30 protein-coding genes and 1 pseudogene are annotated in these 24,217 nt (G+C 72.0%); 15 read left to right on the forward strand and 16 right to left on the reverse strand.

Annotation, left to right across the window (positions count from 1 at the left end; translation table 11 throughout):
- Window positions 1-364 precede the first annotated feature (364 nt).
- On the forward strand, window positions 365-967 hold the full coding sequence (locus ACFW6A_RS32535; RefSeq protein ID WP_386645056.1) for an HD domain-containing protein: 603 nt from the start codon (window positions 365-367) through the stop codon (window positions 965-967).
- A gap of 143 nt (window positions 968-1,110) precedes the next feature.
- Here ACFW6A_RS32535 and ACFW6A_RS32540 read toward each other — a convergent pair whose 3' ends face one another.
- Complete coding sequence (locus ACFW6A_RS32540; RefSeq protein WP_386645059.1) at window positions 1,111-1,479, reverse strand: hypothetical protein; 369 nt, start codon at window positions 1,477-1,479, stop codon at window positions 1,111-1,113.
- Window positions 1,480-1,685: 206 nt separating this feature from the next.
- Window positions 1,686-2,516, reverse strand: a complete 831-nt coding sequence (locus tag ACFW6A_RS32545) for a PxKF domain-containing protein (protein WP_386645062.1) — start codon at window positions 2,514-2,516, stop codon at window positions 1,686-1,688.
- A 323-nt stretch (window positions 2,517-2,839) separates the two neighbouring features.
- Here ACFW6A_RS32545 and ACFW6A_RS32550 point away from each other — a divergent pair, with 323 nt between their 5' ends.
- Window positions 2,840-3,511 (forward strand): HAD family hydrolase, encoded by a 672-nt coding sequence (locus tag ACFW6A_RS32550; protein ID WP_386645065.1) that lies wholly within the window; start codon window positions 2,840-2,842, stop codon window positions 3,509-3,511.
- On the opposite strand, the gene ACFW6A_RS32555 is transcribed toward ACFW6A_RS32550, so the two are convergent.
- Window positions 3,492-4,718: a helix-turn-helix transcriptional regulator gene (locus ACFW6A_RS32555; protein WP_386645068.1), complete on the reverse strand. Its 1,227-nt coding sequence runs from the start codon at window positions 4,716-4,718 to the stop codon at window positions 3,492-3,494. The two genes, ACFW6A_RS32550 and ACFW6A_RS32555, sit on opposite strands and share 20 nt — an antisense overlap.
- 212 nt (window positions 4,719-4,930) lie before the next feature.
- Between ACFW6A_RS32555 and ACFW6A_RS32560 the strand changes: the two genes are divergently transcribed.
- The 6 genes from ACFW6A_RS32560 (at window position 4,931) to ACFW6A_RS32585 (ending at window position 8,233) form a co-directional block, all read left to right on the forward strand.
- Window positions 4,931-5,296 carry a hypothetical protein gene (locus tag ACFW6A_RS32560; protein WP_386645071.1) on the forward strand — a complete coding sequence of 122 codons (366 nt, stop codon included), beginning with the start codon at window positions 4,931-4,933 and terminating at the stop codon, window positions 5,294-5,296.
- Entirely contained in the window at window positions 5,293-5,853 is a 561-nt protein-coding gene (locus ACFW6A_RS32565; protein ID WP_386645074.1) for a hypothetical protein, read from the forward strand. The genes ACFW6A_RS32560 and ACFW6A_RS32565 overlap by 4 nt, the downstream gene beginning before the upstream one ends.
- Complete coding sequence (locus tag ACFW6A_RS32570; RefSeq protein ID WP_386645077.1) at window positions 5,846-6,277, forward strand: ATP-binding protein; 432 nt, start codon at window positions 5,846-5,848, stop codon at window positions 6,275-6,277. Before ACFW6A_RS32565 ends, ACFW6A_RS32570 begins: the two co-directional genes overlap by 8 nt.
- A 258-nt stretch (window positions 6,278-6,535) precedes the next feature.
- Window positions 6,536-7,216, forward strand: coding sequence for a hypothetical protein (locus ACFW6A_RS32575; protein WP_386645080.1), 681 nt, complete (start codon window positions 6,536-6,538; stop codon window positions 7,214-7,216).
- A 628-nt stretch (window positions 7,217-7,844) separates the two neighbouring features.
- Window positions 7,845-8,036, forward strand: coding sequence for a hypothetical protein (locus ACFW6A_RS32580; protein ID WP_386645083.1), 192 nt, complete (start codon window positions 7,845-7,847; stop codon window positions 8,034-8,036).
- A gap of 26 nt (window positions 8,037-8,062) precedes the next feature.
- Window positions 8,063-8,233 (forward strand): hypothetical protein, encoded by a 171-nt coding sequence (locus ACFW6A_RS32585; RefSeq protein WP_386645086.1) that lies wholly within the window; start codon window positions 8,063-8,065, stop codon window positions 8,231-8,233.
- Between the two features lie 183 nt (window positions 8,234-8,416).
- Here ACFW6A_RS32585 and ACFW6A_RS32590 read toward each other — a convergent pair.
- The 4 genes and pseudogenes from ACFW6A_RS32590 to ACFW6A_RS32605 form a co-directional block, all read right to left on the reverse strand.
- Window positions 8,417-8,716 (reverse strand): annotated as a pseudogene (locus tag ACFW6A_RS32590) (DUF4913 domain-containing protein); the annotation flags it as partial.
- Entirely contained in the window at window positions 8,665-8,826 is a 162-nt protein-coding gene (locus tag ACFW6A_RS32595; protein WP_386645089.1) for a hypothetical protein, read from the reverse strand. The pseudogene ACFW6A_RS32590 and the gene ACFW6A_RS32595, both read right to left, overlap by 52 nt.
- Before the next feature lie 317 nt (window positions 8,827-9,143).
- Window positions 9,144-10,553 carry a sensor histidine kinase gene (locus ACFW6A_RS32600; RefSeq protein WP_386645092.1) on the reverse strand — a complete coding sequence of 470 codons (1,410 nt, stop codon included), beginning with the start codon at window positions 10,551-10,553 and terminating at the stop codon, window positions 9,144-9,146.
- Between the two features lie 55 nt (window positions 10,554-10,608).
- The gene (locus ACFW6A_RS32605) at window positions 10,609-11,283 is read right to left on the reverse strand and encodes a response regulator transcription factor (RefSeq protein ID WP_386645095.1); all 675 of its coding nucleotides are present in this window, start codon (window positions 11,281-11,283) and stop codon (window positions 10,609-10,611) included.
- 94 nt (window positions 11,284-11,377) lie between these two features.
- On the opposite strand from ACFW6A_RS32605, the gene ACFW6A_RS32610 reads away from it, so the two are divergent.
- Window positions 11,378-12,799, forward strand: coding sequence for a DUF2079 domain-containing protein (locus tag ACFW6A_RS32610; RefSeq protein WP_386645098.1), 1,422 nt, complete (start codon window positions 11,378-11,380; stop codon window positions 12,797-12,799).
- Between the two features lie 79 nt (window positions 12,800-12,878).
- Here ACFW6A_RS32610 and ACFW6A_RS32615 read toward each other — a convergent pair whose 3' ends face one another.
- Complete coding sequence (locus ACFW6A_RS32615; RefSeq protein WP_386645101.1) at window positions 12,879-13,412, reverse strand: flavoprotein; 534 nt, start codon at window positions 13,410-13,412, stop codon at window positions 12,879-12,881.
- Window positions 13,413-13,531: 119 nt separating this feature from the next.
- On the opposite strand from ACFW6A_RS32615, the gene ACFW6A_RS32620 reads away from it, so the two are divergent.
- Window positions 13,532-14,278 carry a helix-turn-helix domain-containing protein gene (locus tag ACFW6A_RS32620; protein ID WP_386645104.1) on the forward strand — a complete coding sequence of 249 codons (747 nt, stop codon included), beginning with the start codon at window positions 13,532-13,534 and terminating at the stop codon, window positions 14,276-14,278.
- Window positions 14,279-14,386: 108 nt separating this feature from the next.
- On the opposite strand, the gene ACFW6A_RS32625 is transcribed toward ACFW6A_RS32620, so the two are convergent.
- The 8 genes from ACFW6A_RS32625 to ACFW6A_RS32660 form a co-directional block, all read right to left on the reverse strand.
- Window positions 14,387-14,953, reverse strand: a complete 567-nt coding sequence (locus tag ACFW6A_RS32625; protein WP_386645107.1) for an endonuclease domain-containing protein — start codon at window positions 14,951-14,953, stop codon at window positions 14,387-14,389.
- A gap of 211 nt (window positions 14,954-15,164) precedes the next feature.
- Window positions 15,165-15,524 carry a DUF6354 family protein gene (locus tag ACFW6A_RS32630; RefSeq protein WP_386645109.1) on the reverse strand — a complete coding sequence of 120 codons (360 nt, stop codon included), beginning with the start codon at window positions 15,522-15,524 and terminating at the stop codon, window positions 15,165-15,167.
- The gene (locus tag ACFW6A_RS32635) at window positions 15,521-15,814 is read right to left on the reverse strand and encodes a hypothetical protein (protein ID WP_386645112.1); all 294 of its coding nucleotides are present in this window, start codon (window positions 15,812-15,814) and stop codon (window positions 15,521-15,523) included. Before ACFW6A_RS32635 ends, ACFW6A_RS32630 begins: the two co-directional genes overlap by 4 nt.
- Window positions 15,815-15,863: 49 nt before the next feature.
- Complete coding sequence (locus tag ACFW6A_RS32640; protein WP_386645115.1) at window positions 15,864-16,724, reverse strand: hypothetical protein; 861 nt, start codon at window positions 16,722-16,724, stop codon at window positions 15,864-15,866.
- Between the two features lie 537 nt (window positions 16,725-17,261).
- Window positions 17,262-17,768, reverse strand: a complete 507-nt coding sequence (locus ACFW6A_RS32645; RefSeq protein WP_386645118.1) for a hypothetical protein — start codon at window positions 17,766-17,768, stop codon at window positions 17,262-17,264.
- A gap of 618 nt (window positions 17,769-18,386) precedes the next feature.
- Window positions 18,387-18,650 carry a hypothetical protein gene (locus ACFW6A_RS32650; protein ID WP_386645121.1) on the reverse strand — a complete coding sequence of 88 codons (264 nt, stop codon included), beginning with the start codon at window positions 18,648-18,650 and terminating at the stop codon, window positions 18,387-18,389.
- Complete coding sequence (locus ACFW6A_RS32655; protein ID WP_386481791.1) at window positions 18,640-18,855, reverse strand: hypothetical protein; 216 nt, start codon at window positions 18,853-18,855, stop codon at window positions 18,640-18,642. The genes ACFW6A_RS32650 and ACFW6A_RS32655 overlap by 11 nt, the downstream gene beginning before the upstream one ends.
- Before the next feature lie 236 nt (window positions 18,856-19,091).
- Entirely contained in the window at window positions 19,092-19,781 is a 690-nt protein-coding gene (locus tag ACFW6A_RS32660; protein ID WP_386481794.1) for a bacterial transcriptional activator domain-containing protein, read from the reverse strand.
- Between the two features lie 1,224 nt (window positions 19,782-21,005).
- Between ACFW6A_RS32660 and ACFW6A_RS32665 the strand changes: the two genes are divergently transcribed.
- The 5 genes from ACFW6A_RS32665 (at window position 21,006) to ACFW6A_RS32685 (ending at window position 24,214) form a co-directional block, all read left to right on the forward strand.
- Window positions 21,006-21,818, forward strand: a complete 813-nt coding sequence (locus ACFW6A_RS32665; protein ID WP_386481797.1) for a hypothetical protein — start codon at window positions 21,006-21,008, stop codon at window positions 21,816-21,818.
- A gap of 110 nt (window positions 21,819-21,928) precedes the next feature.
- Entirely contained in the window at window positions 21,929-22,159 is a 231-nt protein-coding gene (locus tag ACFW6A_RS32670) for a hypothetical protein (RefSeq protein WP_351853862.1), read from the forward strand.
- The gene (locus ACFW6A_RS32675) at window positions 22,156-23,223 is read left to right on the forward strand and encodes a conjugal transfer protein (protein WP_386481800.1); all 1,068 of its coding nucleotides are present in this window, start codon (window positions 22,156-22,158) and stop codon (window positions 23,221-23,223) included. Before ACFW6A_RS32670 ends, ACFW6A_RS32675 begins: the two co-directional genes overlap by 4 nt.
- Complete coding sequence (locus ACFW6A_RS32680) at window positions 23,220-23,567, forward strand: hypothetical protein (protein WP_386481803.1); 348 nt, start codon at window positions 23,220-23,222, stop codon at window positions 23,565-23,567. The genes ACFW6A_RS32675 and ACFW6A_RS32680 overlap by 4 nt, the downstream gene beginning before the upstream one ends.
- Window positions 23,564-24,214 carry a hypothetical protein gene (locus ACFW6A_RS32685; protein ID WP_386481806.1) on the forward strand — a complete coding sequence of 217 codons (651 nt, stop codon included), beginning with the start codon at window positions 23,564-23,566 and terminating at the stop codon, window positions 24,212-24,214. The genes ACFW6A_RS32680 and ACFW6A_RS32685 overlap by 4 nt, the downstream gene beginning before the upstream one ends.
- Window positions 24,215-24,217: the final 3 nt, after the last annotated feature.

The following is a 24,217-nucleotide window of genomic DNA, read 5'->3' on the forward strand; positions in this document are numbered from 1 at the left end:
GGGGGTTCAGGCGCCGAGGCGGGCAACGGCCTCCTTGAGGGCGAGGGCGTTGGCGGCGGCGTACTCGACAGTGTCCGGAGTGCGCTGCTCGACGACTCCGGCGTAACCGCGCAGTTCGTCCTCAGCGCGGTCGGCTGAGACGGTCCGGCCGTAGATCTCGGCGGTCCACCGGCTGCCGAGGTAGCGCTCAGTGCAGTCGGGGATGGTGTCGGTCGTGCTGGTGACGACGACGGACTGGCCGTCGGCGGTGGTGATGCGTACGGGGCTACGCGTCAGATCTCCTCGGTGAGTCGGGCGTATGCGGTGTGGGGTCGTCTTCGGATCTTGCCTGACTTGTACACGAGGGACCGGTACTGTCCCCCGGATGACTTCGATACGTTCCGACGTGTTGTCCCGCGCCCTTGATGCTCCGGCAGAGCCGCCTTTGAGGCCGCTGCCACCCGAGGCGGCGGAACTGCTGCGCTCCCTTGGAGCTCCGCCCCGTCTGGCGGCTCACCTGCGCGCGGTCCACGATGTCGCGGTCGACCTGGCCGACTGGGTGAAAGACCGGTACCCGGACCTGGCCGTGGACCGCGACGCCGTTCTCTTCGGCGCGGCAACCCATGACCTGGGCAAGACGCTGCACCCCGAGGAACTTTCCGGCCCCGGGTCAGCGCACGAGGCAGCCGGCCGGGATCTGCTTCTGGAGCACGGCTTCCCACCCGGCCTGGCCAAGTTCGCCGCCACTCACGCGAGCTGGGGCGGAGCCGACGTGACGATCGAAGACCTCCTCGTCAGCACGGCCGACAAGGTCTGGAAGGACAAACGCGTCCCCGACCTGGAAGACAGGCTCGTACAGGCGCTGGCCGCGGCGACGGGGCGCGAGCCCTGGGAGGAGTACCTCGCACTCGACGACCTCCTCACCAGGCTCGGAGCCGACGCCGCCCATCGGCTGGCCTTCCAGGCGGCGTTCCCCGTCAACCAGTGACTCGTCCAGCGTGTCTCCTCTCTCCCTGCCTCCCGGCGGCGGCTGAGAGCTGCCCTCAGGCCAGCGGCATAGGGAGGTGGCCTACGTCGCCGGGGCCAAGGCGGGGAAGGGCACCGGGGGGGGGACGGTCAACCGGGAGTCGGTTATCCGATCGCGGCGTTGATGGCGCGGGGGTGGACGAGGCCGGTGCGGACGAGGCGGGTGTCGGGGCTGGTGCAGTCGACGATGGTGAGGTGGTGGGCGGCCGGGCAGATGCTTCCGCCCATGACGAGGGCGTCGAGACCGGTGTCGGTGAGGAATTCACCGACTTCGGTGGGGGTGATGGCGGGGCCGCGGTCGTCGGGGCCGCCGTCGCCGGAGACGTTGACGATGGTGGCGGCGAGGAACCTCCCGCGCCCCTGATCCCCCTCAACCTCACCGCCTTCGTGCTGCTCGCTCTGTGGCGCTTCCGCGACCGGGCCGCGCTCCGCGCCACCGCGGCGGGCTTCCGCGAAGGCCTGCGCGGCGGCCACGGCCGCCGCACGCCCATGAGCTGACGCACCGTCGCCCGCCTCACCCGCGTCGGACGCCCCCCGATCCTCTGACCCACCCGCGCGTCCGCCCTGTCTCGCGGCCGTGCGGGCGCAGCAGGAGGAGAAGGGGCAGCGCTGTGTAACGGCAGCATGCGAAGGCGCCCCGCGGCAGCGGGGCGCCTTCGTCGTTCCGGTGCGGGGGGATGTCAGCGGAACTCGAAGTGGGCGACGTGGTCGGTGCCGTCGCTCAGGCCGAGGTGGAAGGTGCGGCACGTGCCGGCCCACGCGCGGTCGGTCTTCCACACGTAGGTGTAGGTGTCGGTGGCCGCGTCGTAGGTGAGGCCGGAGGTGCTGACGGCGCCGGTCTCGACCGGGTCCGCGGCGGTGCCGTCGCACGCGGTCCGCTGGGAGGACGGGGAGCCGGCGGCCAGGATGTCCAGGCCCTTGTCGCCGTCGAGGGAGAACTTGATGGGGACGGCGCGGCCGGCGTTCATCGAGTTCACGGCCGGCGCGTTGTGCACGGGCGCGAAGAAGCCGGTGAAGGGGAAGGCGGGGGTCGGGTTCTCGACCTGGGTGTCGGCGGTGGCGGTGCCGATCACGGTATTCAAGGGGTTCACGGCGTCGGCCTTCGCGGTGACGGTCCCGCCCGCGGTGGGCACCACGGTCAGGGTGATCGACGCCGGGGTGCCCATGCCGGCCAGGTTCCAGCAGCTGCCGGACGATCCGGCGGCGAAGTCGCACGACCACTCCCAGTCCGAGGTCTGCGCAGAGGTCACGGTGGCGGCGGCGCCGGTCAGCGCGATGTTGACCATGGGCGCCTTGCCCGCGTAGTCGGGGCTGGTGTTGGGGAGGTCGACCGTGACCGTGTACGGGGCGTCCACCGGGACGGGGCCGGCCGGAGCGCCGAGCTGGACGACGGAATCGGCCTGCGCGGGGGTGGTCAGGGTGAGCAGGCCGGCGGCGGTGGTCGCCGCGGCGAGAAGGGCCACGAGGCCGCGTCGGCGGGACGACGCCGGGGTGAGGGAAGAACGAAGCATGGAAGGCCCTCCGTAAGGGTGCGGGGCCGTGCTGCGACGGGCCCGAGGGAGCCGGGCGCAGCATGGCGGGGGTGGTGACACAGGGGGCGCACGTGGATGCGCTGTGTCACCGGTGGTGATCCTTCCATGGCGATTTCGCGCAGACTGAGGGTTTCTCACTACCTGTCTGGAACGCGTAATATTGGCGTGAAATAGGCACCTCTGTGGGTGTTTCATGGCACGGGGAGGCATGGCGGGCGGCGGTGGCGGCGGCCCGCCATGGCGTGAACCGGCCCGGCCGTCTCCCCTGACAGGCAGTGATCTAAATACGTAGGATCACCGGCATGAGCAGCGAGATTCGTGCAGTCGTGTTCGACGTCGGCGAGTGCCTGGTGGACGAGACCCGGGAGTACAGCACGTGGGCCGACTGGCTTGGCGTGCCTAGGCACACTTTCGCGGCCACGTTCGGCGCCGTGATCGCCCAGGGGCTCGACTATCGCGAGACCTTCCAGAGGTTCCGGCCCGGCTTCGACCTCTACGAGCAGCGTGAGGCCCGTGCCGCTGCCGGCCAGCCGGAGCACTTCAGCGAGGAAGACCTCTACCCGGACGTCCGCCCGGCGCTCGCGCAGCTCCGCGCCGACGGCCTGTGGCTCGGCATCGCCGGCAATCAGACCGTGCGGGCGGGGAAGATCCTCCGTGAGCTGTTCACCGAGGACGTCGACTTCATCGGCACCTCCGACGACTGGGGCGCGTCCAAGCCCGACGTCGAGTTCTTCCGGCGGGTCGCCGAGGTCGTGCCCTTCGAGAACTCGGAGATCCTGTACGTCGGCGACCGTGTCGACAACGACTTGAGGCCGGCCGTGAAGGTCGGGATGGAGTCGGCCCTCGTCCGTCGCGGCCCCTGGGCGACGATCCAGTGGGACGACGAGGAAGCGCAGAAGCTCCCGACCTTCCGGGTCGAGAGCCTCGCGGAACTGTCCGGCAACATCATCCAGTTCAACGCGCAAGCGCGCTGACGGTCGTCTCCCATCGATAAAGCCGATCGTCCAGGCCACGGACGCACTGCTCGTGCTGCCAGGGGGTGAGCGCTCGCCGCACGTCGCGGACCCGGTCCATGCCCGTGGAGTACCAGGTGCGGCGGAGCTGGTCGAGGGCGGCGACGGCGTACTCGCACGCTTTCTCCGGGTGGCGGTCGGCGGCCTCGACGGCGGCGAGGTCTCCGAGGATGACGGTGCGCTGCTTGTCCTCGCTGGGCTCCAGGCCGTCGAGGACCCCGAGCAGCGTCTCGCGCGCCTGCGGCAAGTGCCCGGCGGTGAGCTGGGTGTGTCCCTTGAAGGCGGCGAGCCGGACCGGGCTGAACCAGTCCAGCCACTCGGGCGAAGGGTGCTCGCTACCGGCGGCGAGGATGTCCTCGGCGTGCCCGAGGAGGGAGAGCGCGGTCTGGGTGTGGCCGCACCGGGTTTCGCACTCGGCTTCGACGGCATCGAGCCAGGCGAGGAGCGCCGCGGAGGCGGGGCCGCGCCGGGCGTACGTCCGCGCGGCCCTCATCCGCTCCACCGCGGCCTGCCGGTCGCCCACCCACCCGGGGATGAACGCCGCGTGCGCGAGGATTGCGGCACCGAGGAGCTGGTCGTTAGCCTGGCCGGCCGCCTGTAGCGCGCGGGTCCACGTCTCTTTGGCTGCTTCCGGCTGCTGGCTGTCGAAGAACTCGATCCTCCCCGCGAGGAGGAAGGACTCCGCGAGCGCGGCCGCGACCGTCCGCCTGGTTACCCCGGCCGTCTCGGGGAGCAGAGCGCAGCCGAGGGTGGTGTGGGCGACGATCGCCGGGTGGAGGGTGGCGGGGGCCACCGTCCAGTAGAGGCGGCGGTGCCGTCGGGTGACCTCGGCGAAGTCCTCGCCGGCGGTGGCCGGCTGGAGAGTGACGCCGGGCACAGGCACGGCCACCATGCCCCTGGTCCGCGGCAGCTCCCGCGGCTGGCCGTCCCGCTGGGCGGGGATGCCGTCCGGCGGGGTGAAGCCGAGGTCTTCCATGCTCTGGCCGAAGAGGCTGGTCAATGCGCGCTGGACCGCGTCCCGGGGCCATGGCGGGTTCGCCGATTCCCAGCGCCGGACCTGTCGGACGGCCACGCCGACGGCGTCGGCGAGGGCTTCCTGGGTGCCGTAGCCTGCCGCGATCCGGGCGGCCTTGAGTAGCACGTTGCCGTCGTTCTCCACGTCTCTCACCTCCGTATGCGATGTGCAGCACCAGTGTGGAGAAGAGTCCTGCGGATTGCCAGAAATCCGCTCAACGGATGAAGGAAAGTCCGGTATTTGGTACACAGGGACCTCTTAAAGTCCTCGTAGGTCCGGGAGTTGAGGGCCAGGGTTGTGCCATCGACCTACCGGAGCGAGGGAACGTGATGGCTGATCCGGACCTGCTGACGACAAATCCGACCATGTGTGAGCCGAGAGCTGTCGGCGCGGAGTGGCACGCCGTCAGGGTCCCGCGTGGTGTCGGTCTGCTCGTCCTGGACATCCTCGGCGCGCGCAGCGGCGCCGTCATCGAGGACGGGACGGCGCTCTACTGGCTGCTCCCGGCCGGTTCGACAGAGGGCTGGACCGCCCCCGGCACGAAAGCGCTCACGGCCGGGACGGTACTGTCCGTGCCCGTCGCCCGCTGCACGACCGCGCCCGGATCGCACTGGCGGATCTGCCCCGGCGAGGATCGGCTCCTGACCTCCGCGGATGCCCTTCGGGCGGCCATGGCGGACGCGGCCGGTCTGGCCGGCGAGCAGACGACCCCGAGCGGGAGCGCCCAGTGACCGGCTTCCAGGGGCCGGTGGAGACGGAGCCCGGCGTACTCGTCCACTCGCGCCGCAGCCGCGAGGCCGGCGCCGAGACGTGGCTGATCCTGGCGGCGCGCGACGCCGGCGAGGCACGGCGGGACTGGGCGGAGTACGGCCTCGCGCTGCTGCGCTGCGGTACGAACTTCACCGCCATCAGGATCCCGGCGGACATCGTCCTCGCCGCGGCCGGGACCACCGACCGGGCCACCGTCGCGGCCTACCTCGCGACGGCGCTCGATGGCGGCCCGTGCTTCTTCGACGGCAGCAGCCGGTCCTTCTACGCTCTCGCCCCGCGCAGCACCGCGGGCGGCTGGGACGTTCCCGACACGGAGTGCCTGAGCGGTGCTGACCGTTTCCTCGGCGTCCCGGCGACCACCATCACCGAGCCCGACCCGAGGTGCGCCGCCTACTGGGTGGTGCCCATGGACGGCCCGGCCGCGCTGTGCGACCCGGAGATCCTGCGCTGGTTCGTGACCAAGGGCAGGATCCTGCGTTCGGAGGCGGCGGCGCTGGAGGCGGGCGAGGATGCTTGACGCCCCCGTGCGCAGGCCGGAGTTCTACCTCGTTGCCGGCGAGCGGTCCCAGTCCCGCACGCTGCCGTGCGACCCGGACGCGGTCGCCGTGGCGCGCCGCCTGGTCGTCGCCGTCCTCGCCTGCTGGGAGATGTCCGAGGACGCGGCTGAGCGGGCCGAGCTGGTCGTCTCCGAGCTGGCTACCAACGCGATCCGGCACGCCGGCCTGCGCGGGACTGCGATCCGGGTCACCGTGACCCGCGCCGGGGACGACCGCGTGCAGGTCGCCGTGACCGACCTCGACCCCCGCCCGCTGGTCCGCCGCCAGGCCGGCCCGGAAGACGAGGGCGGCCGCGGCCTCGACCTCGTCGCCGCCCTCTCCGCCCGCTGGGGCTGCGACTACCGGCGCTGGGGGAAGCGGGTGTGGGCCGAGCTGGCCGTGTAAATGTCCTGGCCGCGTCTCGACGGCGGGGCCGGTCAGGAAAGGGGACCCCTCCCGTGCGGGCCCGGAGGGGATGGTGCGCGATCCGTCGCCGATCGGCGTGCACCCCGGCCACCGAACGATCCCGTCCACGACAGGCCGGTGGCCGGCCCCGCCCCCATACCGCCCTCCGCCAGGGACGACCCGGCGCAGCCACCCCCGCTGCGCCGTGGCCCCCTGGCGGAGGGCTCCCTCCACTCCTCCGACTCCCAGGAACCTGCCATGAGCCTTGAGAGCCTTCCTGTCCACCGCGGCCTACCCGTGCCGTACGTCGCTACCTGGACCGGAGAGGAGGACATCAGCCACGCGGTCATCGCCGCGGACGGGGTGATGCGGTACGTAGACCCGCTGGTCGACGCGGCGTGCCGCTGGCAAGACGCCCTGTGGCGGCGGCTGATGCGGGCGCCGGGCGTGGGAGAGCCGATCTTCGAGGCGCTGCACCCGGTCCGGCAGCGGACGGCGATGTGGGAGCAGTTGTGCCAGGTGTGCGGGGTGTCCGTCGCCGACGAGGCGGCGCAGATGGGCGGCGCGCTGTACCTCGGCGGCGCCGACGGCGCAGCAGGTACGGACGACCCGATCGCCGACGGCGAGCGGACGGAGAACCCCCCGCTGCACATCGCGTGCGCGTGGAAGTCCGTGAGCCATTGCCGTCACCTGCTGGAGGGATACACCGCCGCCCGGGTCGCCGAGCCCCGGCAGTGGGGCGTGGAGGGGATCCTGCACGCCGCCGTCGGCGGGACGGTGGTGCCGGTGAAGACGAAGGCGCGGGCGGCGTACGGGTCGCCGCTGCTGCCCTGGATGCTCGCCGAGCGGGCGATCGTGGAGCTGGTCGGGGTGCGGTCGGTCGATCTGGCCGCCGAGGCGGAGCGCGCTGGCCTCCTCGCCGCCAGGGCCCGGCGGTGAGCGGCCTCGTCCGGCCGTACCTGCCGGAGGCGCCGTGCGCCGACCTGACCGTGGACGAGACGTGGTGCGCGATGACGGTCCCGCTCGACTGGGGCACTCGTCTGGTCGGCGATCTCGCCGACCAGGCCGGTCCCGCCTTCGCCGACCTCGGGCTGCGCCGCACGACGGTCCTCCTGCCACACAGCGCGGGTGAGGACTGGCCGGACCTGAGCGGCGCCGCCGTCCAGTGGCACCGCGCCGGAACACCACTGCTCGTCCCGGGGCCGCACGGCCACGCCTCCATGCCGTGGATCCGCTTCCCCCCTGGACGACGTCCCCGTCTTCACCCACCCCGGCGACCTCTGGCCGGCCCTGGAACGGTTACTCGGCCCGCTGGAGACCGCGGGCGACCTCGGGCCGGTCGCGCTGTGTGCTTTCTGCACCGCGCCGTCCCGCGACGCCACGGAGGTCTCCTGGGAACCGCAGATGAGCGGGGCCGGGTGGGCGCGGTACGCCTGCCGCCCCTGCTACAGGGTCGTGGAACTCCGGGACGCGCTGGAGGGCTGGTGAGCGAGCGCGCGCGCAGGGCGGCGGTCTACCTCGCGTGCCTGGTCTCCCTCGCCGTCCTCATCGCCTGGGGGATGGCCCGGTGACCGCCGGCCGCGAGTGGACGATTGGCCTGTGCTGGCGGTGCGAGGCCGAGGACGTCCCCGTGCTCTGGCTCGGGCCGGCGCACAGCGATGACCACGGGCATGCCCCCTTCCACGCCTGCGAGCCGTGCACCCGGCGGATCGAGGAGTTGATCGCCGACCACGTCGCCCGGCGGTACGCCGCCACCTGACCCCCTACAACCGGAGGAGCAACAGCATGGACATCTTCGAACCGAAGCAGCCGGACGCAGAGACGGACCTCTGGCCGGAGACCGGGCGGCCCGTACAGCTGGTGTCGGTGAGCATCAGCGCGTTCGGGTTCCGCGCCCGAGCGGACGGCGACACCGGGTGGGCGGCGCTGCGCCGGATCCGGCACACGAACCCGTAGCTCGCCTGGGGGACCGCGGCCTACCCCGTCGTCCTGGTCGGCCTCGTGGTCGGGGCCCTCGTGATCGCGGCGGCCCGGTAGTGGAGCACGAGTACGTCGGTGACGAAGTGGACGCGTTCCTGAGGACCTGCGCGGAGGCGGACGGCCCGCTGGACCCGGTGAACCACCTCGACCCCTGCCTTTCGTGCGCCCGGCCATCGGGCCGTTGGGGGCGCGCAGTTCCCGCAGGCAGGGGTCGAGGTGGTCGCGGTGCCAGACGCTGGGGCCGGTGTAGCCACAGGTGGCGGGGCGGTGAGTTCCTGCCAGGCGAGCCATGCCGTGCGGAGGCGTGCGACGGCGACGGGGAGGATCGAACCAGGTAGGGCACCAACGGGCGCCGCTGCTCGGTTCGCCGAGGTAACCGGGGCCGAGGGCACCCTCTACCCACCCGATCAGGGCGCGCAGCTCGTCGTCGTGCCCGGCTCGTTCCTCTCGGCGGAGCACGAGCTGTTCTTCTGGGGCGGGGCGACTTCCACGATGCGCGCTCCGAAGAGCTCGATCGCTTCTACGGCGGCCGCGGGCAGGCCGTAGGCGTCGATAAAGCCGCAGCACATGGCGGCCAGGGTGCCCGGTGGCGCGCCCGGGGGCGGCCCTTGCGTGAACGCTGTCGTCCTCAGGGAAGCTGTGAGCCGCCTTGGGGGCCTGAGCCTCTTTCGGGACGGCCGCTCCGGTCCCCTGCGGTGCCCCCTCCGGCCTGCCCGAAGCGGACTTTCTGCAACACCCTTTAGCTGTCCGGGCGATCATATCGCTTCCCGGCTGGGCCGGGTGGTGTCAGACGGCGCTGATGCCGGCGAGAGCGCTCTGGAGCCGGCGGATCGCGTCTGTCCACGCCCATCCCCCTATGGCAAGCTGCGGATCGATCGCTAAGTGGTCATGCTCGGGTTGGAAAGCGTGCCATCAGCAGGGCGCCGGGGCCCGGGGGTTCCTCGGCGGTGAGGGTGCCGCCGTGGGAGGCGGCCAGGTCACGGGCGATGGGAAGGCCGAGGCCGGCTCCGCCGGTGCTGCGGGCGCGGGCTTCGTCGAGGCGGGTGAACCGGTCGAAGACGCGGGCCCGGTCAGCGGGTGGAATGCCGGGGCCGTCGTCTTGGACGGTGAGGACGAGCTCGGGTCCGGCGCGGCCGACGGTGACGGTGACCTCGGTCCGTGCGTAGCGGCAGGCGTTCGCGAGGAGGTTGCGGAGCAGTCGGTCCAGGTGGACGGGGTTGCCCGGGAGGACCGCGTGGTCCGGTGCCTCGCACCGGAGGCGTAGCGCGGTTGCTTCGGGGAGGTGCTGGTGTTCGCGGACCAGGTCCTGCGCGAGGGCGGCGAGGTCGACCGGTTCGCGGACCGGAGTGACGGAGCCGTGCGAGGCGAGCAGCAGCAGGTCGTCGGCCAGGTGCTGGAGGCGGACGACCTCGGACGTCGCTTCCGCGACCACCTCGTGCCAGTCCGTGACCGAGCGTGGGTGTCTCAAGGCTGATTCGAGTTGGGTGCGGAGGGCGGCGAGGGGGCTGCGGAGTTCGTGTGCCGCGTCGGCGGTGAATTCGCGTTGTCGGGTGGCGGCGGTTTCCACGCGGTCGAGCGTCGCGTTCGTGGTGCGGGCGAGTTCGGCGATGGCGTCGGATCCGGGTGGGACGGGAACTCTGCGGTCGAGGGACTGTCCGGTGATGTCGGCGAGTTCGCGGCGGATGGCCTCGACGGGTCCCAGGGCGCGGGCCACTGTGGCGTACACCAGGGCGCCGGTGAGGAGCATGACGAGCGGGACGCCGGTGGTGCGGGCGATACCGAAGACGCTTTCGGCGCTGAGTCCGTTGTCACGGGTGGTGTCGAGGAGCGAGACCATGCCGAAGGTGAGTGCTCCTGAGGCGGCAGCGGCTGCCCCCATCAGTCGTGCGCCGAGGGAGAGCCCGCTGAGGCGGACAGCCGTGGCTGCCCACACCGCCCCGGCCGTGAGCACCCCGGCTGCCGGGGCGAGGAAAGCGAGTCCGTAGCGCAGCGCTTCGTCGGCGACGAGAGTGGGGTCGATCTCGTTGGCCCGCCGCACCCATTCGCAGCCCGCGTCGTAGACGAAGTACGTGACCGCCGCCGCGAGCGCGGTGGCCGAAAGCCGTGCCCGTGGTGCCGTGCCTCTGCCGGTCCACAAGCAGACTGCTGCGACGATCGCCGCGCCGGTTTCCGCTCCCCAGGCAGAGACCAGTTCGATGTGAGGGGTGATCCGGTCAGGCGGGCGGCCGTCGAGGGGGTTGAGCCTGATGGGTCCGGCCAGGGTGTCCGCGTACGCGAGCCAGAGTACGACCGCCACGACGATCAGAGTTCCTGTGAGCCCGGCCGCCCTGGCCTGGCGGGGCACGATAGGCCTAGGCACGGGCGTTCACCCGGTAGCCGGCTCCTCGTACGGTCTCGATGGTGTTCTGGCCGAAAGGAATGTCGATCTTCTTGCGGACAGCGCTGATGTAGACGTGGACGATGTTCGGGTCGCCGGTGTAGTCGGCGGACCAGACCTCGTCGATGACGTCGAGCGTGGGCACGACTTCGTCGGGCCGGCTGAGCAGGCAGTGCAGGACGGCGAACTCCTTGGGGGTGAGCGCGATGCGGTCGGCACCTCGTCCGCAGGCGCGGCGGGCCGGGTCGAGCCACAGGTCACCGGCCTGCAGGACCGTGGAGAGGCGGGCGCCGCCGCGGCGGACGAGGGCACGCAGCCGGGCTTCCAGGACGACGTACGAGAAGGGTTTGGCGAGGTAGTCGTCGGCGCCGGTGTCGAGGCCCTCGGCCTCGTCGTACTCGCCGTTCTTCGCGGTGAGCATCAGGACGGGGACGTCGTTTCCCTCGGCGCGCAACCGTGCGCAGACCTGGTAGCCGCTGAGGCCGGGGAGCATGAGGTCCAGCAGGACGGCGGCGTAGCGGTGCTCACGGGCCAGGTGGAGGCCGTCGATACCGTTGTGGGCCACGTCGACGGTGTAGCCGACGGCGGTGAGGCCGCGTCGCAGGGAGGCGGCTATCCGTTCCTCGTCCTCGATCACCAGAATGCGCATGAGCCGAGTATCGCCGCAGGCTGCCCGCAGCCTCTGAGGAAATCCTCAGGGTTCTTCAGGGCCTCTTCATGTGGTGCTTCCGATGCTGCAGCCCATGATCGAAATCACCGCTCCAAAGACTCCGGCGTGCCGGGGCGGCACGGTGCCGTCCCGGACTGGGCCGGCGCTCGTCGCCGCTGTGCTTCTCGTCCTGCACACGGCGTTCGCGCTGCGCAACCATGCCCGGTTCCGGACGACCGGTTATGACTTGGGGATATTCGGTCAGGCGGTGCGGGAGTGGGCGGCGGGACGGTTGCCGGCGTCGGCGATCCGGACGGCGTCGGCGCCGCCCGGGTTCAAAAGCGAGGCGCTGCCGCTGCTGGGAGACCATTTCCATCCGGTGGTGGCGTTGCTGGGGCCCGTGTACCGGCTGGTGCCGCGGGTCGAGGTGCTGCTGGTGGCGCAGGCGGTGCTGGTGTCGGTGGCGGTGTACGTGACGGGGCGGACCGCGCAGCGGCACCTGCCGGGGCTGTGGGGGGCGGGGCCGGTGGTGGCGGCGGTGTGCGGGCTGGCGTGGGGTACGCAGGCGCTGGTCGGCTTCGACTTCCACGAGGTGGCGTTCGCTTTGCCGCTGCTGGCGCTGGCGTGCCGGGCGTATCTGGACGGGCGGTTGCGAGCGGCAGCGGGGTGGGCGGCGGGGCTGCTGCTGGTGAAGGAGGACCTGGGGGCGACAGCGGCGGTGTTCGGGCTGCTGATTGCGTACAAGGCGCGGGACGGACGGGAGCGGCGGGCGGGGTGGCTGCTGGCTGGTGGGGCGTCGCTGGCGGCGGTGCTGGTGCTGAAGGTGGTGGTGCCTGCGTTCGCTCCGGACGGACGGTACCTGTATGCCGGGCAGGTGGGGGGTGGGTACGGGTTCCTCGATGGGTGGCCGGTGAAGGCGTTGACGGTGCTGGCGCTGCTGGCGGTGACTGGCGGGTTGGTGGTGCGCAGTCCGCTGGCGTGGCTGCTTGTGCCGACGCTGGGGTGGCGGTTCGCATCGTCCGTGCCGGCGCACTGGGGGCCGGGGCTGCACTACTCAGCGGTGCTGGTGCCGGTGGCGTGCGCGGCTCTGGTGGACGCGGTAGGGCGAGAAGCGCGGCTGCCGGTGATGCGGGGGCGAGGAGTGCTGTGGGTACCGCTCGGGGCGGTCCTGGTGCTGCTGCCGTTCCAGCCGACCGCGGTGGTCGCGGCGCCGGGCTTCTGGAAATCGGAACCGCGGGAAGTAGCAGCACGGGAGACAGTCCGTCAGGTGCCGGACGGGGTGCGGGTGGCGGCGAGCAACTCGCTCGCCCCGCACCTGACGGACCGCACCGTGGTACGGCTCGCGGCACCGGGACTGCTGGAGCGCCAGCCAGCGGTGGACTGGCTGGTGGTCGACCGGACAGACGGCTTTCCTGCAGGTGCGGCGGAAGGAGCGCTGCGCGAAGCGGCCGAAAACCCGGCCTGGAAGGTGGTCCGGGAGAAAGCCGGGATCGTCCTCCTGGCCCGCGTCCGGTAAGTGGGGCCCCGGCCCACCCGAACCTGCCCGTCCAGCAAGGTCAGGTTCTGCACCCGCTGCGTTGCTGCCCGCCGCAGCGTCACAGCAGGTCGGATACGGCCTTCAGCGCGGCGGGCCAAGGGTAAACGGACCGGTCGCCCTGACCGGGCTCGTTCGGCACGAACCCGCCTTCGCCGTAGACCACGGTCACGCCGACGCCGCGCAGGGTCTCGATCGACCGCTCCCATTGCGGGTGTGCGGTGTAAGCGGAGTTCACGCACGGCATCATCACCATGGGGATGCCCTTGCCGATGCCCTCGGCCACCACACCGACCAGCCATTTGTCCGTGAGCCCGAGCGCCCACGCGTTCACCGTGTTGAAGGTGGCGGGGGCGACGAGGATGGCGTCCGGCTTCGGCCACACGTCCGGATCCCCCGGGAGACGGTAGTCCCAGCGCACGGGCCGGCCCGTGAGGGCGGCCAGGCCGTCCAGGGACACGTGGAGCCAGCGGGCCGCCGTCGGGGTCAGTCCCAGGCAGACGTCCCAGCCGTCGGCCTGTGCCTCCTCGATGACCCGGGCGATGTCGAAGACCGGAGGCGCCGCGCTGCTGAACAGGTACAAGGTCCGCGTCATGGGGTCCATCCGATCACACGGACTCGCCGCCGGTTCAGGGGAGTCGGGGGCGAAGCCGTCCCGCGCCGGACCGGGCGCGAGTAGCGTTCGGGATGAGGAGTCAGGAACGGAGCACCGGTATGCCGGCACCGGAACACGATCACGCCGGAAAGCGCATCGCGGAGCAGTGCAAGCTCGCGCGGCTGACGCAGCGCGAGCTCGCTGGCCGGATCCCGTATTCGTACAGCTGGCTGCCCCAGGTCGAGGGCGGGGCGAGACCGGCGTCCGTCGACTTCACCGCCGCCGTCGCCCGGGCTCTGCGGATCGACGTCACCGTGCTGGCCGGGCAGCCGTGCGTGACCCAGCTCCAGGAGGACCGGCTCGCGGAACTCATCCGCCCGATCCGGGAGTCCCTCGACCTGTACGACCTCGGCGACGACCCGGAGGTCACCACCCGTCCCGCCGCCGAGCTGACCGACGACGACGAGCTGTGCGCGCAGGTCCGGGCCACGCACCTGCAGGCCGCCGCGGCCGCGCTGCCGGACGTCATCACCGAGCTGACCGTGCTGTGCTGGCGGGCGCCGGCGACGGAGCTGTGGCGGGCGCTCGCCTCGGCCTACCGCAGTGCGCACGGCGTCATGGTCAAGCTCGGCTTCTTCGACCTCGCGAGCGTCGCCCTGGACCGGCTGGGGAAGGTGCCGGACAGCGAGGGCCTGGGAGCGGACTTCTTCCTCGGAGTCCCGGCCACCAGCGTGACCGCCCCCGACCCGCGCTTTCGGGCGTGGTGGGTCGTACCTATGGACGGCCCGGCCACGCTCTGCTTCCCGGCCGCCGTCGCGGGCCTGGTGCAGCACGGACGCAGCCGCCTCACCGCCGCTCAGGCGTAACGGTTCGTCTCATTTGGCCCAGCAGGCTGCCGCTGAGCGGGGATCGTCGGCGGCTGGCGCCGGAGGCACCGTCGCAGCCGGCAGGGTGGTGCCGCAGCGGAAAAACGCTTACACCCACCCCACATACCCCTGTTTGACCACCTGCGCATCGTGTATGAAGGCCCAGGAGGTCGGCAGGTAGGCGTCGTCGCGGCCGCGGATGACGCGGGCTTCCGCACGACGGGCCGGCGGGTCGGCGAGGTAGGCGTCGATGACAGGGACCGGGAAGCCGGCACCGCGTCGTCGCTTGCGCTCGTAGGGCGCCAGCTCGTGCAGGTTGCATGGGAGGCAGAGGATCCCGCGAACGCAGCAGCGGTTGCTGGAGCCCTTCCTCCCGCAGCAGTGATGGTCGTGATCGATCTGCCAGGGGCGTGGTTCGGTGTGGGGGATGCCGCCGTCGCAAGGTTCGTCGTTGTCCCCGCAGAGGGCGCACCGAAAACCTTGCGCGCGCCAGATGGCGTTGTACTGGGGGATGGTGAGCCCGTATCGCTCGATACCCCGGCGCATCCGGTAGCACCCTTGGCACTCACGGCCCCGCACCAGGCGGGCCGCCCACGCCCCGCAGCCGCAGAATTCGCCGTCCCCCTCATGTTCGATCTGCGTCATGATCTGCTCGATATCTTCCGGGGAAAACATGCCGGGATCTTAGAACTCGCCGCTGACAACACCTGCCGTCGCCGGTGTCCCGCGTCCGGCACAACACGACCGGCCCTTGCCCGGAGCGAGGCCCGCCGCAGCGGAGGACGCAGGTGCCGCACTTGCGCGGCAGGCCGGATTTGCCCCGCCCTGGGGCCGACAACCGAGTACGCCCCTTCCCCTGGTCCTCCGGGTCCTGCCGGATGGGCGCTTACTGTCCGCTGCGGGCGGCGTCGGGCAGGGCGTTCCAGGCCGCTCGTGCGTAGTCGTCCAGGGAGGTGTTCGGGCCGTGGACGGCGGTGAGCGCGTCGAGGATCGCGGTGTAGAGCGGTTCGGTGGCCAGGTCCTCGTCCATGTCGAGCAGGAGCTCGTACTGGGCGGAGGCGAGAGCGGACGCCTTGATCTTCGTGACGCGTCCTTCGGTGCCGTCGCGGTCGCGCACGACGCGGCATTCGGCGCGGCCGTCGTCGCCGAGGGCGAGCACCTGGAGCCGGCGGTCCCGCGCGATCATGTCGCGGGCGAGGTCCCGGTAGACCTGGCCGGGGCGGACGGTGCTCCTGCGCTTGGTCACGATGCTCCTTCGGGCTGCTGGGGGTCGGTGTGGGGGCGGTGGGCGAGCCAGGCGGCGAGGTCGTCGGCGTGCCGCTGCAGGAAGTCCCGAGCGGCCTGGTGGGCGGCTTCGCGTGTGCAGGATTCCAGATTCTCGAACACCTCGGCGAGGCGGTCGATGGCGGTTTGCGGGTCACCGGCCGGGCCCTTGTCGTCCTGCTGGATGGCGGTGACGAAGGCGGCAAGCTGGAGGCCTCCAGCCCTGCTGAGTTCCGGGCCCGCGCCGCCGAGCTGGAGAACCGGGCGCTCCACCCCCGGCCCCCGCATCGGCGACGAGCAGCTGCTGGAGAAAGCAGCCGCGCTACGCGGTGCCGCCGAGCGTGCCGAGACCCTCCGCGCCCCGGCGCGATCGGGACGTCAGAGCAAGGTTCGGCTGCTCAAGGTGTACGGGCTGCGGCCGGTTGCGGGCCCAGCGGTGGAGGTCATCGCGGCGGTAGAGGTACTCCTGTCCGTCCCGGCCGGCCACGTCGGGGAACTCGGGGTTGTTGATCCGCGCCCAGCGCAGACCGGCGAGGCTGACGCCCTCCAGCTCCCGCTGGGCGGCCCGCAGCCCGAGCAGCTCCTCCTCCCCCGTTTCCTGCACGACGGGCTCCGGCTTCCCCTCCGCCGTCAGGCCGGCCGGAACCGGAGCGGGAGCGGCCGGTGCCGGGGCGGCGTCAGCCGGAGCGGGAGCGGGAGCCGCTGGTGGCGCAGCGGCGTCGTGGGGCTTGCGGAGGGTGAGCGGCTGGCGTTGTCCGGGGACGCCGGCCATGGCCCAGGCACGGGCTTCGGCTTCGGCTTCGGCTTCGGCTTCGGCTTCGGAGAGGTTGAGGACCTGGGTCTCGCGGGCGGTGCCGCCGAGGACGACCTGGACGCGGCCTGGGTGGCGGGTCGGCTTGGGGGCGGGGGCGACCTCGGGGACGAGCATCTTCCAGGCGTTCATCGTGTAGCGCACCAGGATGCGGGTGGAGAAGTTCTCGCGCATCTCGGGTCCGCCGAGCGCGCGGGCGGTGGCGGACTGGGCGACGAGCAGGATGTGGAGGCGTACCTGGCGGCCCATGAACAGGATCTCGGCGAGCGCGTCGATCGCGGGTGAGGTCTTGGGGTCGTCGCTGGAGCGGATCTTCTCCCAGTAGCGGCGCAGCTGGGCCATGGTGGCGTTGATCTCTTCGAGGAGGATCACGTTGCGGGGGCCGACGAGGTCGGGGTCGTTCGCGAGGACGTCGTCGCCGAGTTCTTCGGCGAGGCGGATACGGCGGTGGCCTTCGGCGCCGAGGGCGATGAGGGCGTCGTGGATGTCGCAGATGTCGCGGCAGTAGTTGACGCCGGGGATGCCGCGGGCCCAGGTGTGGGAGATCCGCTTGAAGTCGAGGATGTGGGCCTGGGCGCCGTGGTGGAGGAACTGGCAGGCGATGGTGCGCAGGATGGTGGACTTGCCGCCGCCGGTGCCGGCGGAGATCAGGACGTGGGGGGGAGTGGTGGTCGAGGTCGACCGACACCTTCTTCTTCCCCGCTCCCAGTCCGATCAGGGGCGCGGATTCGGGGGCGGAGGCGAGCAGCTCGCGTACTCCGGGGGCGTCCATGCCGAGGGAGGCCGGGGGGCGGTCCTTCTTCTTCACGATCAGGTGCGGGTCGCGGCCGGCCAGGCGCCAGGAGAAGGAGGCGTTGGGGAGGGCGAGTTCCTGCATGACGAGCTCGGCGACCTGGTCCCGGTTGAACTTCAGGTGCGGCGGGAGGTCGATACGGATCTCGGCGTCGTCGGAGAAGTCGACCGGCACGTGGAGATAGGAGGCCGGGTCGGTGTGCTCGGAGATCCCGAGCGGGTCGGCGAGTGCCTGGTGCAGGGGCTCTGCCCACTCCCCCAGCAGCTCGCGCCGCTCCCGGCCCTTGACCAGACCGCCCCGCCCGCAGCCGGGGCGAGGACAGCGGCCGGGGCGCCGTAGATGAGGGCCTGGGTGACCGTGCCGGGGTGGGTGAGGTAGGCGTACGCGCTGCCGGCGGCCGCGGCGAGGGCGGCGGTGCGGACGGTGAGCCGGTGCCAGCCGGCCCGGTAGGAGGAGCGGCGCACCGGGGCGTCGAGGTTCTTCGCCACAATCCGGCGGCCGTGGCGCAGGAAGGTGGCGTCGGTGCCCTGGATCCCGTCGAGGTCCTGGCCAGCGAAGAAGCGGGCGGCGACGGCGGCGAGGTTGTCGCGAGCCTCATCGAGGCCTCGGGGCGGGGAATACATGAACGGCTCCTGCGAAAAGAGGACGGCATGCGTGCGCCTCACCCTTCGGAACCGGCCTTACCGCCGCGCTTACCACGAGCCTTCTGGTGCCGTCTCGGTTCGGCAACGGCCTCCCGCCTGCCATGGTGAGTTCCCCCTTACGCAGAGAGGAAAGCGGGAACTGGACATCTGGTACGAGGCCGGCTCTTCTCGCGCGCAGAGCCGGTCCGTAGGGGGGTGGCCTCCCGCGCCTGCCGCGGGGCGGTCCCACGAATTTCCCGGCCGGCCAGCGGCGCGGGGGCGTTTTGGCCAGGGTGGGTACCCCGCCTGCTGAAGTTCGATGGTGATCTTCCGGGCTGAAGGCCTGCTCGTTCATTCCCTCCGTCGAAGGGCTCGATCTCTCCCCGGATCTACTTCTACGACGACAGCCGCGGTATCACCGGCAAGATCGTCGTCGGATACATCGGCCCCCACCTGACCAACCGCAAGACCAGCTGACCTCCTGCGGCCGGTCATCCGCTCCCCCGCTGGGTGACTCCAGCGCCTTTCCCGGAACGGGGGTCAGAGCCGCCCGAGCAGTCGCGGCACAGCAGGGTTTTTCTTCTCCCGGAACTCCGGGAGAAGAAAAACCCTGCTGTGTCAGACCTCGAAGTAGGCGACCACGACCACGGTTCCCAGGACCGTCGTGTGGTAGATGATGCGGGCGCGGCCCTCGGTGTACTCGCGCAGCGGGACTTGGCCGGGTTCGGTCGGACGCTCGGTGCCGATCATGGGGTCCAGGGAGATGGCGACCAGCGCCCTGTCGAGCCGGACGATCTCGGCGGGTGACAACTTCTCCAGGTATGGATCGCACTCGGGGGTGAAGACCACGCGTGCGCGCCGGCTGCCCGGCTTAGGCGACACGGGAGTCCTTGCCGTCTTCGGTCACGTCGATGCCGTGCCGGGCGTACAGCTCGACCCGCAGGGTCTCCCAGTCCCGAGACAGGTCCACCCCATGCTCGGCGATGCCCCGCAGCGAGTCGGCCAGCAGCTGCTCTCCCGCCTGTTCGGCCTGCTCGGCCTGCTCCCGGACCGGAGGCTTCTCGTGCTCGTCGTAGATCAGCCGCATGGTCTTCCCCTCCCGCGCTTCGGTGCTGCCTGTACGGTACGCCCCGCCGGACAGGGATGTCCTGTCCTTGCCCGCTCCGGCAGGTACCGCCCGCGGTGCTCGGCGCGCGGCCCGGCGTCGGTACCGGGGCCCGGGTGGACTGCGACGGCGCGGGCCAGGCGGTGAGCGGCGCCCCGGAGGGCAGGGGACATCGGCGCCCTCGGTGGAGGGTGCCGATGGCCGGATGGCTCATCTGTTCAGGCGGTGCGGCGGACGATGCTCTCGTAGACGGCTTCGGTCTCGGACTCGGTGCTGACGTCGAGGCAGCGGTTGATGGTCAGCAGGGTGGTGTAGGCGGTGCGGACGGCCGCGTGGTTGCCGGCCTGGTCTTCGATGCGCATCCAGTCCTGGTAGAGGAGTTCGGCGCTGTCGTCGATGTCGAGGCCCTGGCGGATGACGCGGCGGGCGGCGTCGAGGTCGGGGCGGGGTCCGGTGCGGCGCCTGTCGACGAGGGTGTGGGCGGTGTCGATGATGCGGACGAGCATCTCCTGGTGGTGGACGGCGGCCCAGGTCGGCGATGTCCCGCCGAAGGGAACGCCGCGCACGAGGGCGAGGGCGGCTTCAAGGTCGGTGATGCCCGCGGAGGGGCCTTTCCTCAGGCCGCGCTCGGCGAGGTGGAGGAAGCGGTCCCAGTCGCAGCAGACCTTCGGGGAGAGCTTGTAGATGCCGGTGCGGTCGCGCGGGAGGTAGAGGGCGCCGTCAGCGTCGGCGCCCAGGCCGCTGCGGAGCTGGGAGATGCGGACCTGGAGGGTGTTGGCGCCCCAGGGCTTGTGGGGGTCCATCGCCTCGCGGACGGTTTCGGGCCGGCCTGGCTTGAAGTACAGGTAGGCGGCGAGCTGGGCGAGCTTGGGGCCGTGGCCGGAGGCCTGGATGCCGGTGACCGTCACCGGGCCGAGAACCTGGACCCCGGGGGCGCAGGTCGACCGCGCTGTCCAGCTCCCTCTCGTCCGGCTCCTGGCCCTCTTCCTCGGCAGCCGGTGCCGGTACGGGTACCGGGTGGAGCGGCGGGCGGTACTGCGCGAGGTGCCTGGGGCAGGGTTGTTGCCTCGCAGTCCGCTCCCACTGTCCCAGCAACGCGGGGCACGGTATCGGTGTCGCCAGCGGCGGGCAGAAGGGCTGTGTCGGCCTTTCCTTCTCGCGTCTGCTGCTGCTTGGGCTCTTTGTCGTCGTCCTGCTCAGTGGAGAGCACAGGGCCGGGGGGCGAGGGGTCATGTGGCGGTGAACGCTGCGAAGGGGGTGAGAGGAACGTCGGTGGAGGCACGGGCGCTGGCGGAGGGGACAAGAAAGGGGAAGGGGAAGGAACCGGCGGGCGCGAGACCGCGAAGGAAGGCGAAGCCCTCCGCCAGTTCGAGCCCCCTCGCTGCGGACCGCCGCACCCAAAAGGAACAACTCCCTCTTCCTCCAGCAGGCGGAGAAAGAGGTGTCGGCGGCGAGAAGGACTGACCCGCTGGTCCTGACCTGCGGCAATGGACGGTCAGGTGATACAGGCCCGCAACTGGTGGTGCAATCGGTGGTGCAACCCTCCACGCAACCGATGGTGCGACCGGTGGTGCAACCGGTGACGCAACCTGCCGCCGACGGCCGCCAGGCGGCCGGTCATCCAATGTGCCGTCCGGGTTTCACGCCGCTGGCCGAGGAACACCCCAGCCTCCTCGGCCCTGCCGCGCCCGCCGGACCGCCGGAGACGTTCCGACGGACGCAACGCACCGGACGGTGAACACGTGCCCTGCGCCAGCCCTTGCGCGGTCCGCGCCTCTGGAGCACCCGGCGGGCGATGCCGGGCCAAGGGGTCGCGGCCCAGGAGCGCCGCCTCCTGCCGGCAGGGTGTGGGCCGGCGCTGCGGGCGGGACTTCGCCGCGGGCGCCGGGGTGCGTTCGCTGGGGACCGTGTCCATGAGGTGCGGCGGGCAGGGACGGCGACGGTCGTTCCTCGGTCTCGCGGGCTGACCCGAAGGGTGACCCAGGGGACGAGCGGAGTGACCCAGGCCGGAGGCCGGGGACGGGTTGCTCTTTGGGCAATCGTTTGACCTGCGGGTTTGTGGTTCTGGGTCAGTTTCTGGGTCAGGGGTGCTGAGGACAGTCGACGACACGTGATCGAGAAAGGGCTGTGTCGTGGACATCCGAGTCTTCAAGGGGCTGAACGCCGAGTGGGCGCTGGTGTGTGCCGAGCCGGGCGCCGGGGCGCGGGTGCGTGGCTGGCTGGAGGAGGCCGGTGTCCTGACGCCGGGTGAGGGGCCGGTAGAGCTGGAGGAGCTGCTCGGCTGGCTCGGTGTGCGGGACCGGCGGGTGGGGCGGGAGCACAGCGATCGGTGGATGGGGGCGCTGCTGGCGGTGGCGGCCGGTGAGGGGGCGGGGGCGCGGCTGGCGGCTCGGGTGGTGGTGCAGGCGATGGTGGACGGGGCGGTGCGCACCACGCTGTCGCTGCTGCGGCCGGGCCGGGATTTCGACGAGGTGGGGCAGGTCGTGGTGTCGGCCCTGTACGGGGTGGTGCGCGCCTATCCGCTGCACCGGACTCGGAAGGTGGGGGCGAACCTGCTGCTGGAGACGCTGCACCGGGCGAGCCGGGAGCTGCGGGCCGACGACCCGCAGGCGATCGAGTGGAACGCCGAGTGGGCGGAGCGGGCGAGCGGCGAGGACGTCGCGGAGGCCGTATGCCGGGCCGGTGCGGTGGAACAGGCCGTGGCCGACGGCCTGGTGGAGGGCGCGCGGGAGTGGGAGCCGGCGCGGGCGGAGCTGGCCGAGTTGCTGCTGTGGGGGGTGCAGGCGGGTCTGCTGAACGCGAGGCGGGCGCGGCAGATCGCCGACGAGGTGCGGGCGGAGTCGCGGGAGCAGCCCGGGGTGTCGGCGGCGGCCCGGCGTCAGCGGCGTAGCCGGACCGTGGCGCGGCTGCGGCCGGTCGCACGGCAGTGGGTGCGGGCGGCGTGAAGTTCTCGGATTTTCCCGGACCTGGGCTGTCACGTTCGGGCACGGCCGGGTCCTTGCGGGGGTGGACCGGCGGAACGGCCGCCGGCAAGTGGGGATGCGAGGTGTCGGCCGTGGCGGAACAGCCGTCGGACGAAACGGTGCTCATCCGGGCCCGTCGCCGGCTCGGGGAACTGGCCGTGCTGCTGGAGGTGGCGCCGTTCTCCGCCGAGACGGAGGAGGCGATGCGGACGTACCTGCGTGAGGAGGCCCTGGTGGCCCGGCAGGCGTTCGGCCGCTGGTGCGAGGTCCCCGCGCAGACCCGGCTGACGCGGGCCGCCCTGCTGCGCGAGACCCGGTCATGAGGCGCCGCAGCACGGGGCCGGCGCCCGAGCGGGCCGGGGCCGCACGGGAGCACGCCCAGGTCGAGGAGGCCGGTCTGCCCGCAGAGGCGGGCGGGTGGGAGGTCGGTTCGCTGGGGGCCTCGGCGAACGCGGTGACGGTACTGCGCCGCTCCGCGTGGGTGCTGCTGCTGGCTGGCCCGGTGCTGGGGGCGTGGGCACTGCTCACGGGCCCCGAGGTCGTACACGCGACGGCCGCCGAGGAGCGGCCTGCGGCGGTGGCGGTGGACTCGTCCGGGCCGGGCGGGTTCGCCGAGCTGTTCGTGACGGCGTACCTGGAGGCCGAAGAAGGACGGGCGGGTGACGTTCTCGCGGCGTTCATGCCGGGGGCGGGTCCGGCCGCGGTCTCGGGCCGCGGAGGCGGCCAGGTGGTGGAGCAGGCCGCGGCGGTGCGGGTGCGGGCCGTCTCGGCCGGCTACTGGGCCGTCACGGTCGCCGCCCGGGTCCGCCCCGCCGAACTCCCGGCAGCGAAGCCGGACCGGGCCGAGGCCGGGCCGGCGTTGGGGCTGCGGTACTTCCGGGTGCCGGTGCGCTCCGGGGTCTCGGGGGAACTCGCCGCGGTGGCTCTGCCCGCGGAGGTCGGTGCGCTGCCGGCCGGGCAGGCCCCTGAACTCGGCTACGGGCAGGCGGCGGAGCCCAGCGCGGCGGACCCGGGGGTGCGCACCCTCCAGGGGTTCTTCACCTCCTACCTGGCGGGCGGCGGCGAGGTCGACCGGTACATGCCTCCGAACAGCAAGCTCACACCGATCACGCCGGCTCCGTACGCGTCGGCGAGCTTGCAGCGGATCGCGGAGTACGCGACGAACGCGCCGGGCGCGGCCTTCCCCGAAGGGGCGCAGATCCCGGACGGGACGCGGCGGCGGCTGCTGGTGGACGTGACGGCGGCCGACCGGGCCGGTGTGGAGCGGCCTTTGACGTATGCGGTCGCGCTGAAGGCGCGCGACGGGCGGTGGGAGGTGGAGGCCGTCGAGGCGGCCCCGCTCCTGGCCGCTGGTCCTGGCACCACAGACAACAACGGGAGCAAATGATGCAGAACATGATGTTGCTGGCCGACGCGATCAGCGACACCGAGGCGCTCGGTGGACGGGTCGAGGCGCTTCTCACCGGCACGGTGATGTCGATCATGGTGATCGTCTCGGTGATCGTCACCTGGCAGAAGACGAAGTCGCTCTTGGCGTCGGGGGCGGCGCTGCTCGGGGCGGTGGCCCTGTGGTACGCGGTGATGAACGCGACCACGTTCCGCGACAGTGTCGGGGAGACCATCAAGCCGGGCGGGGCCCCGCCGGTGACCGAGGGGCGCGGGCCTGCGGTCGTGCGCGTCGTGGAACCGGCCCCCGGGCCTGCGATGGGGCGTGGCGGTGAGGCCCTGTGAGCACGCCCGCGGACGCGTCTTCCGACGACGGAGTGCTGGTGGGCCGGTGCTACACCAGGGCCCGGCGGCACCCGCTGATGATCGGGAAGTGGCCCGGCGGGCGGAAGGCGATCCCGGGCGGCCCGTACACGGTGCCGCAGGTGGCCGTGATCGCGGTGACCTTCGCGGTGCTGATGCTGACCCGCGCGGTGTGGGCGCACTTCGGGCTGGTGAATTTCGCGATCGCCCTCGGGGTGCCGTACGGGCTGTCCCTGGTGGTGCGGCACGTCCACGTGGACGGCCGGAACCCGCTGCTGGCCGCGGTAAGTGCGGGCGGAGCGGTGGCGGCGCCTTCCGCAGGACGTATGGGAGGCCGGCCGGTCAAGCCGGTGGGCCGGTACCGGCCGCTGGTGGGGGTGTGCAGCGTGACCTGGATGGAAGAGCCCGAGGACCCCGCCCGGCAAGCCGAGAACTTCGCCCGGGCGGTCGGGGAGCCGGTCACGACCGAGACGGCGCCCTCGGCAGGGGGCAGCGCGCCGGGTGTACCGGCGGCAGGACGGCCGGCGGCTGCGGGGGCTCGGGTGACGGCGGCCGCGGCGCTGCTGGCGCTGCGCCAGGAGCAGATGCGGGCGCGAGCGCGGGACGTGGATATCGAGCGGGGGGTGTGAGCG

Source organism: Streptomyces sp. NPDC058758 (genome assembly GCF_042746075.1).
GTDB lineage: Bacteria > Actinomycetota > Actinomycetes > Streptomycetales > Streptomycetaceae > Streptomyces.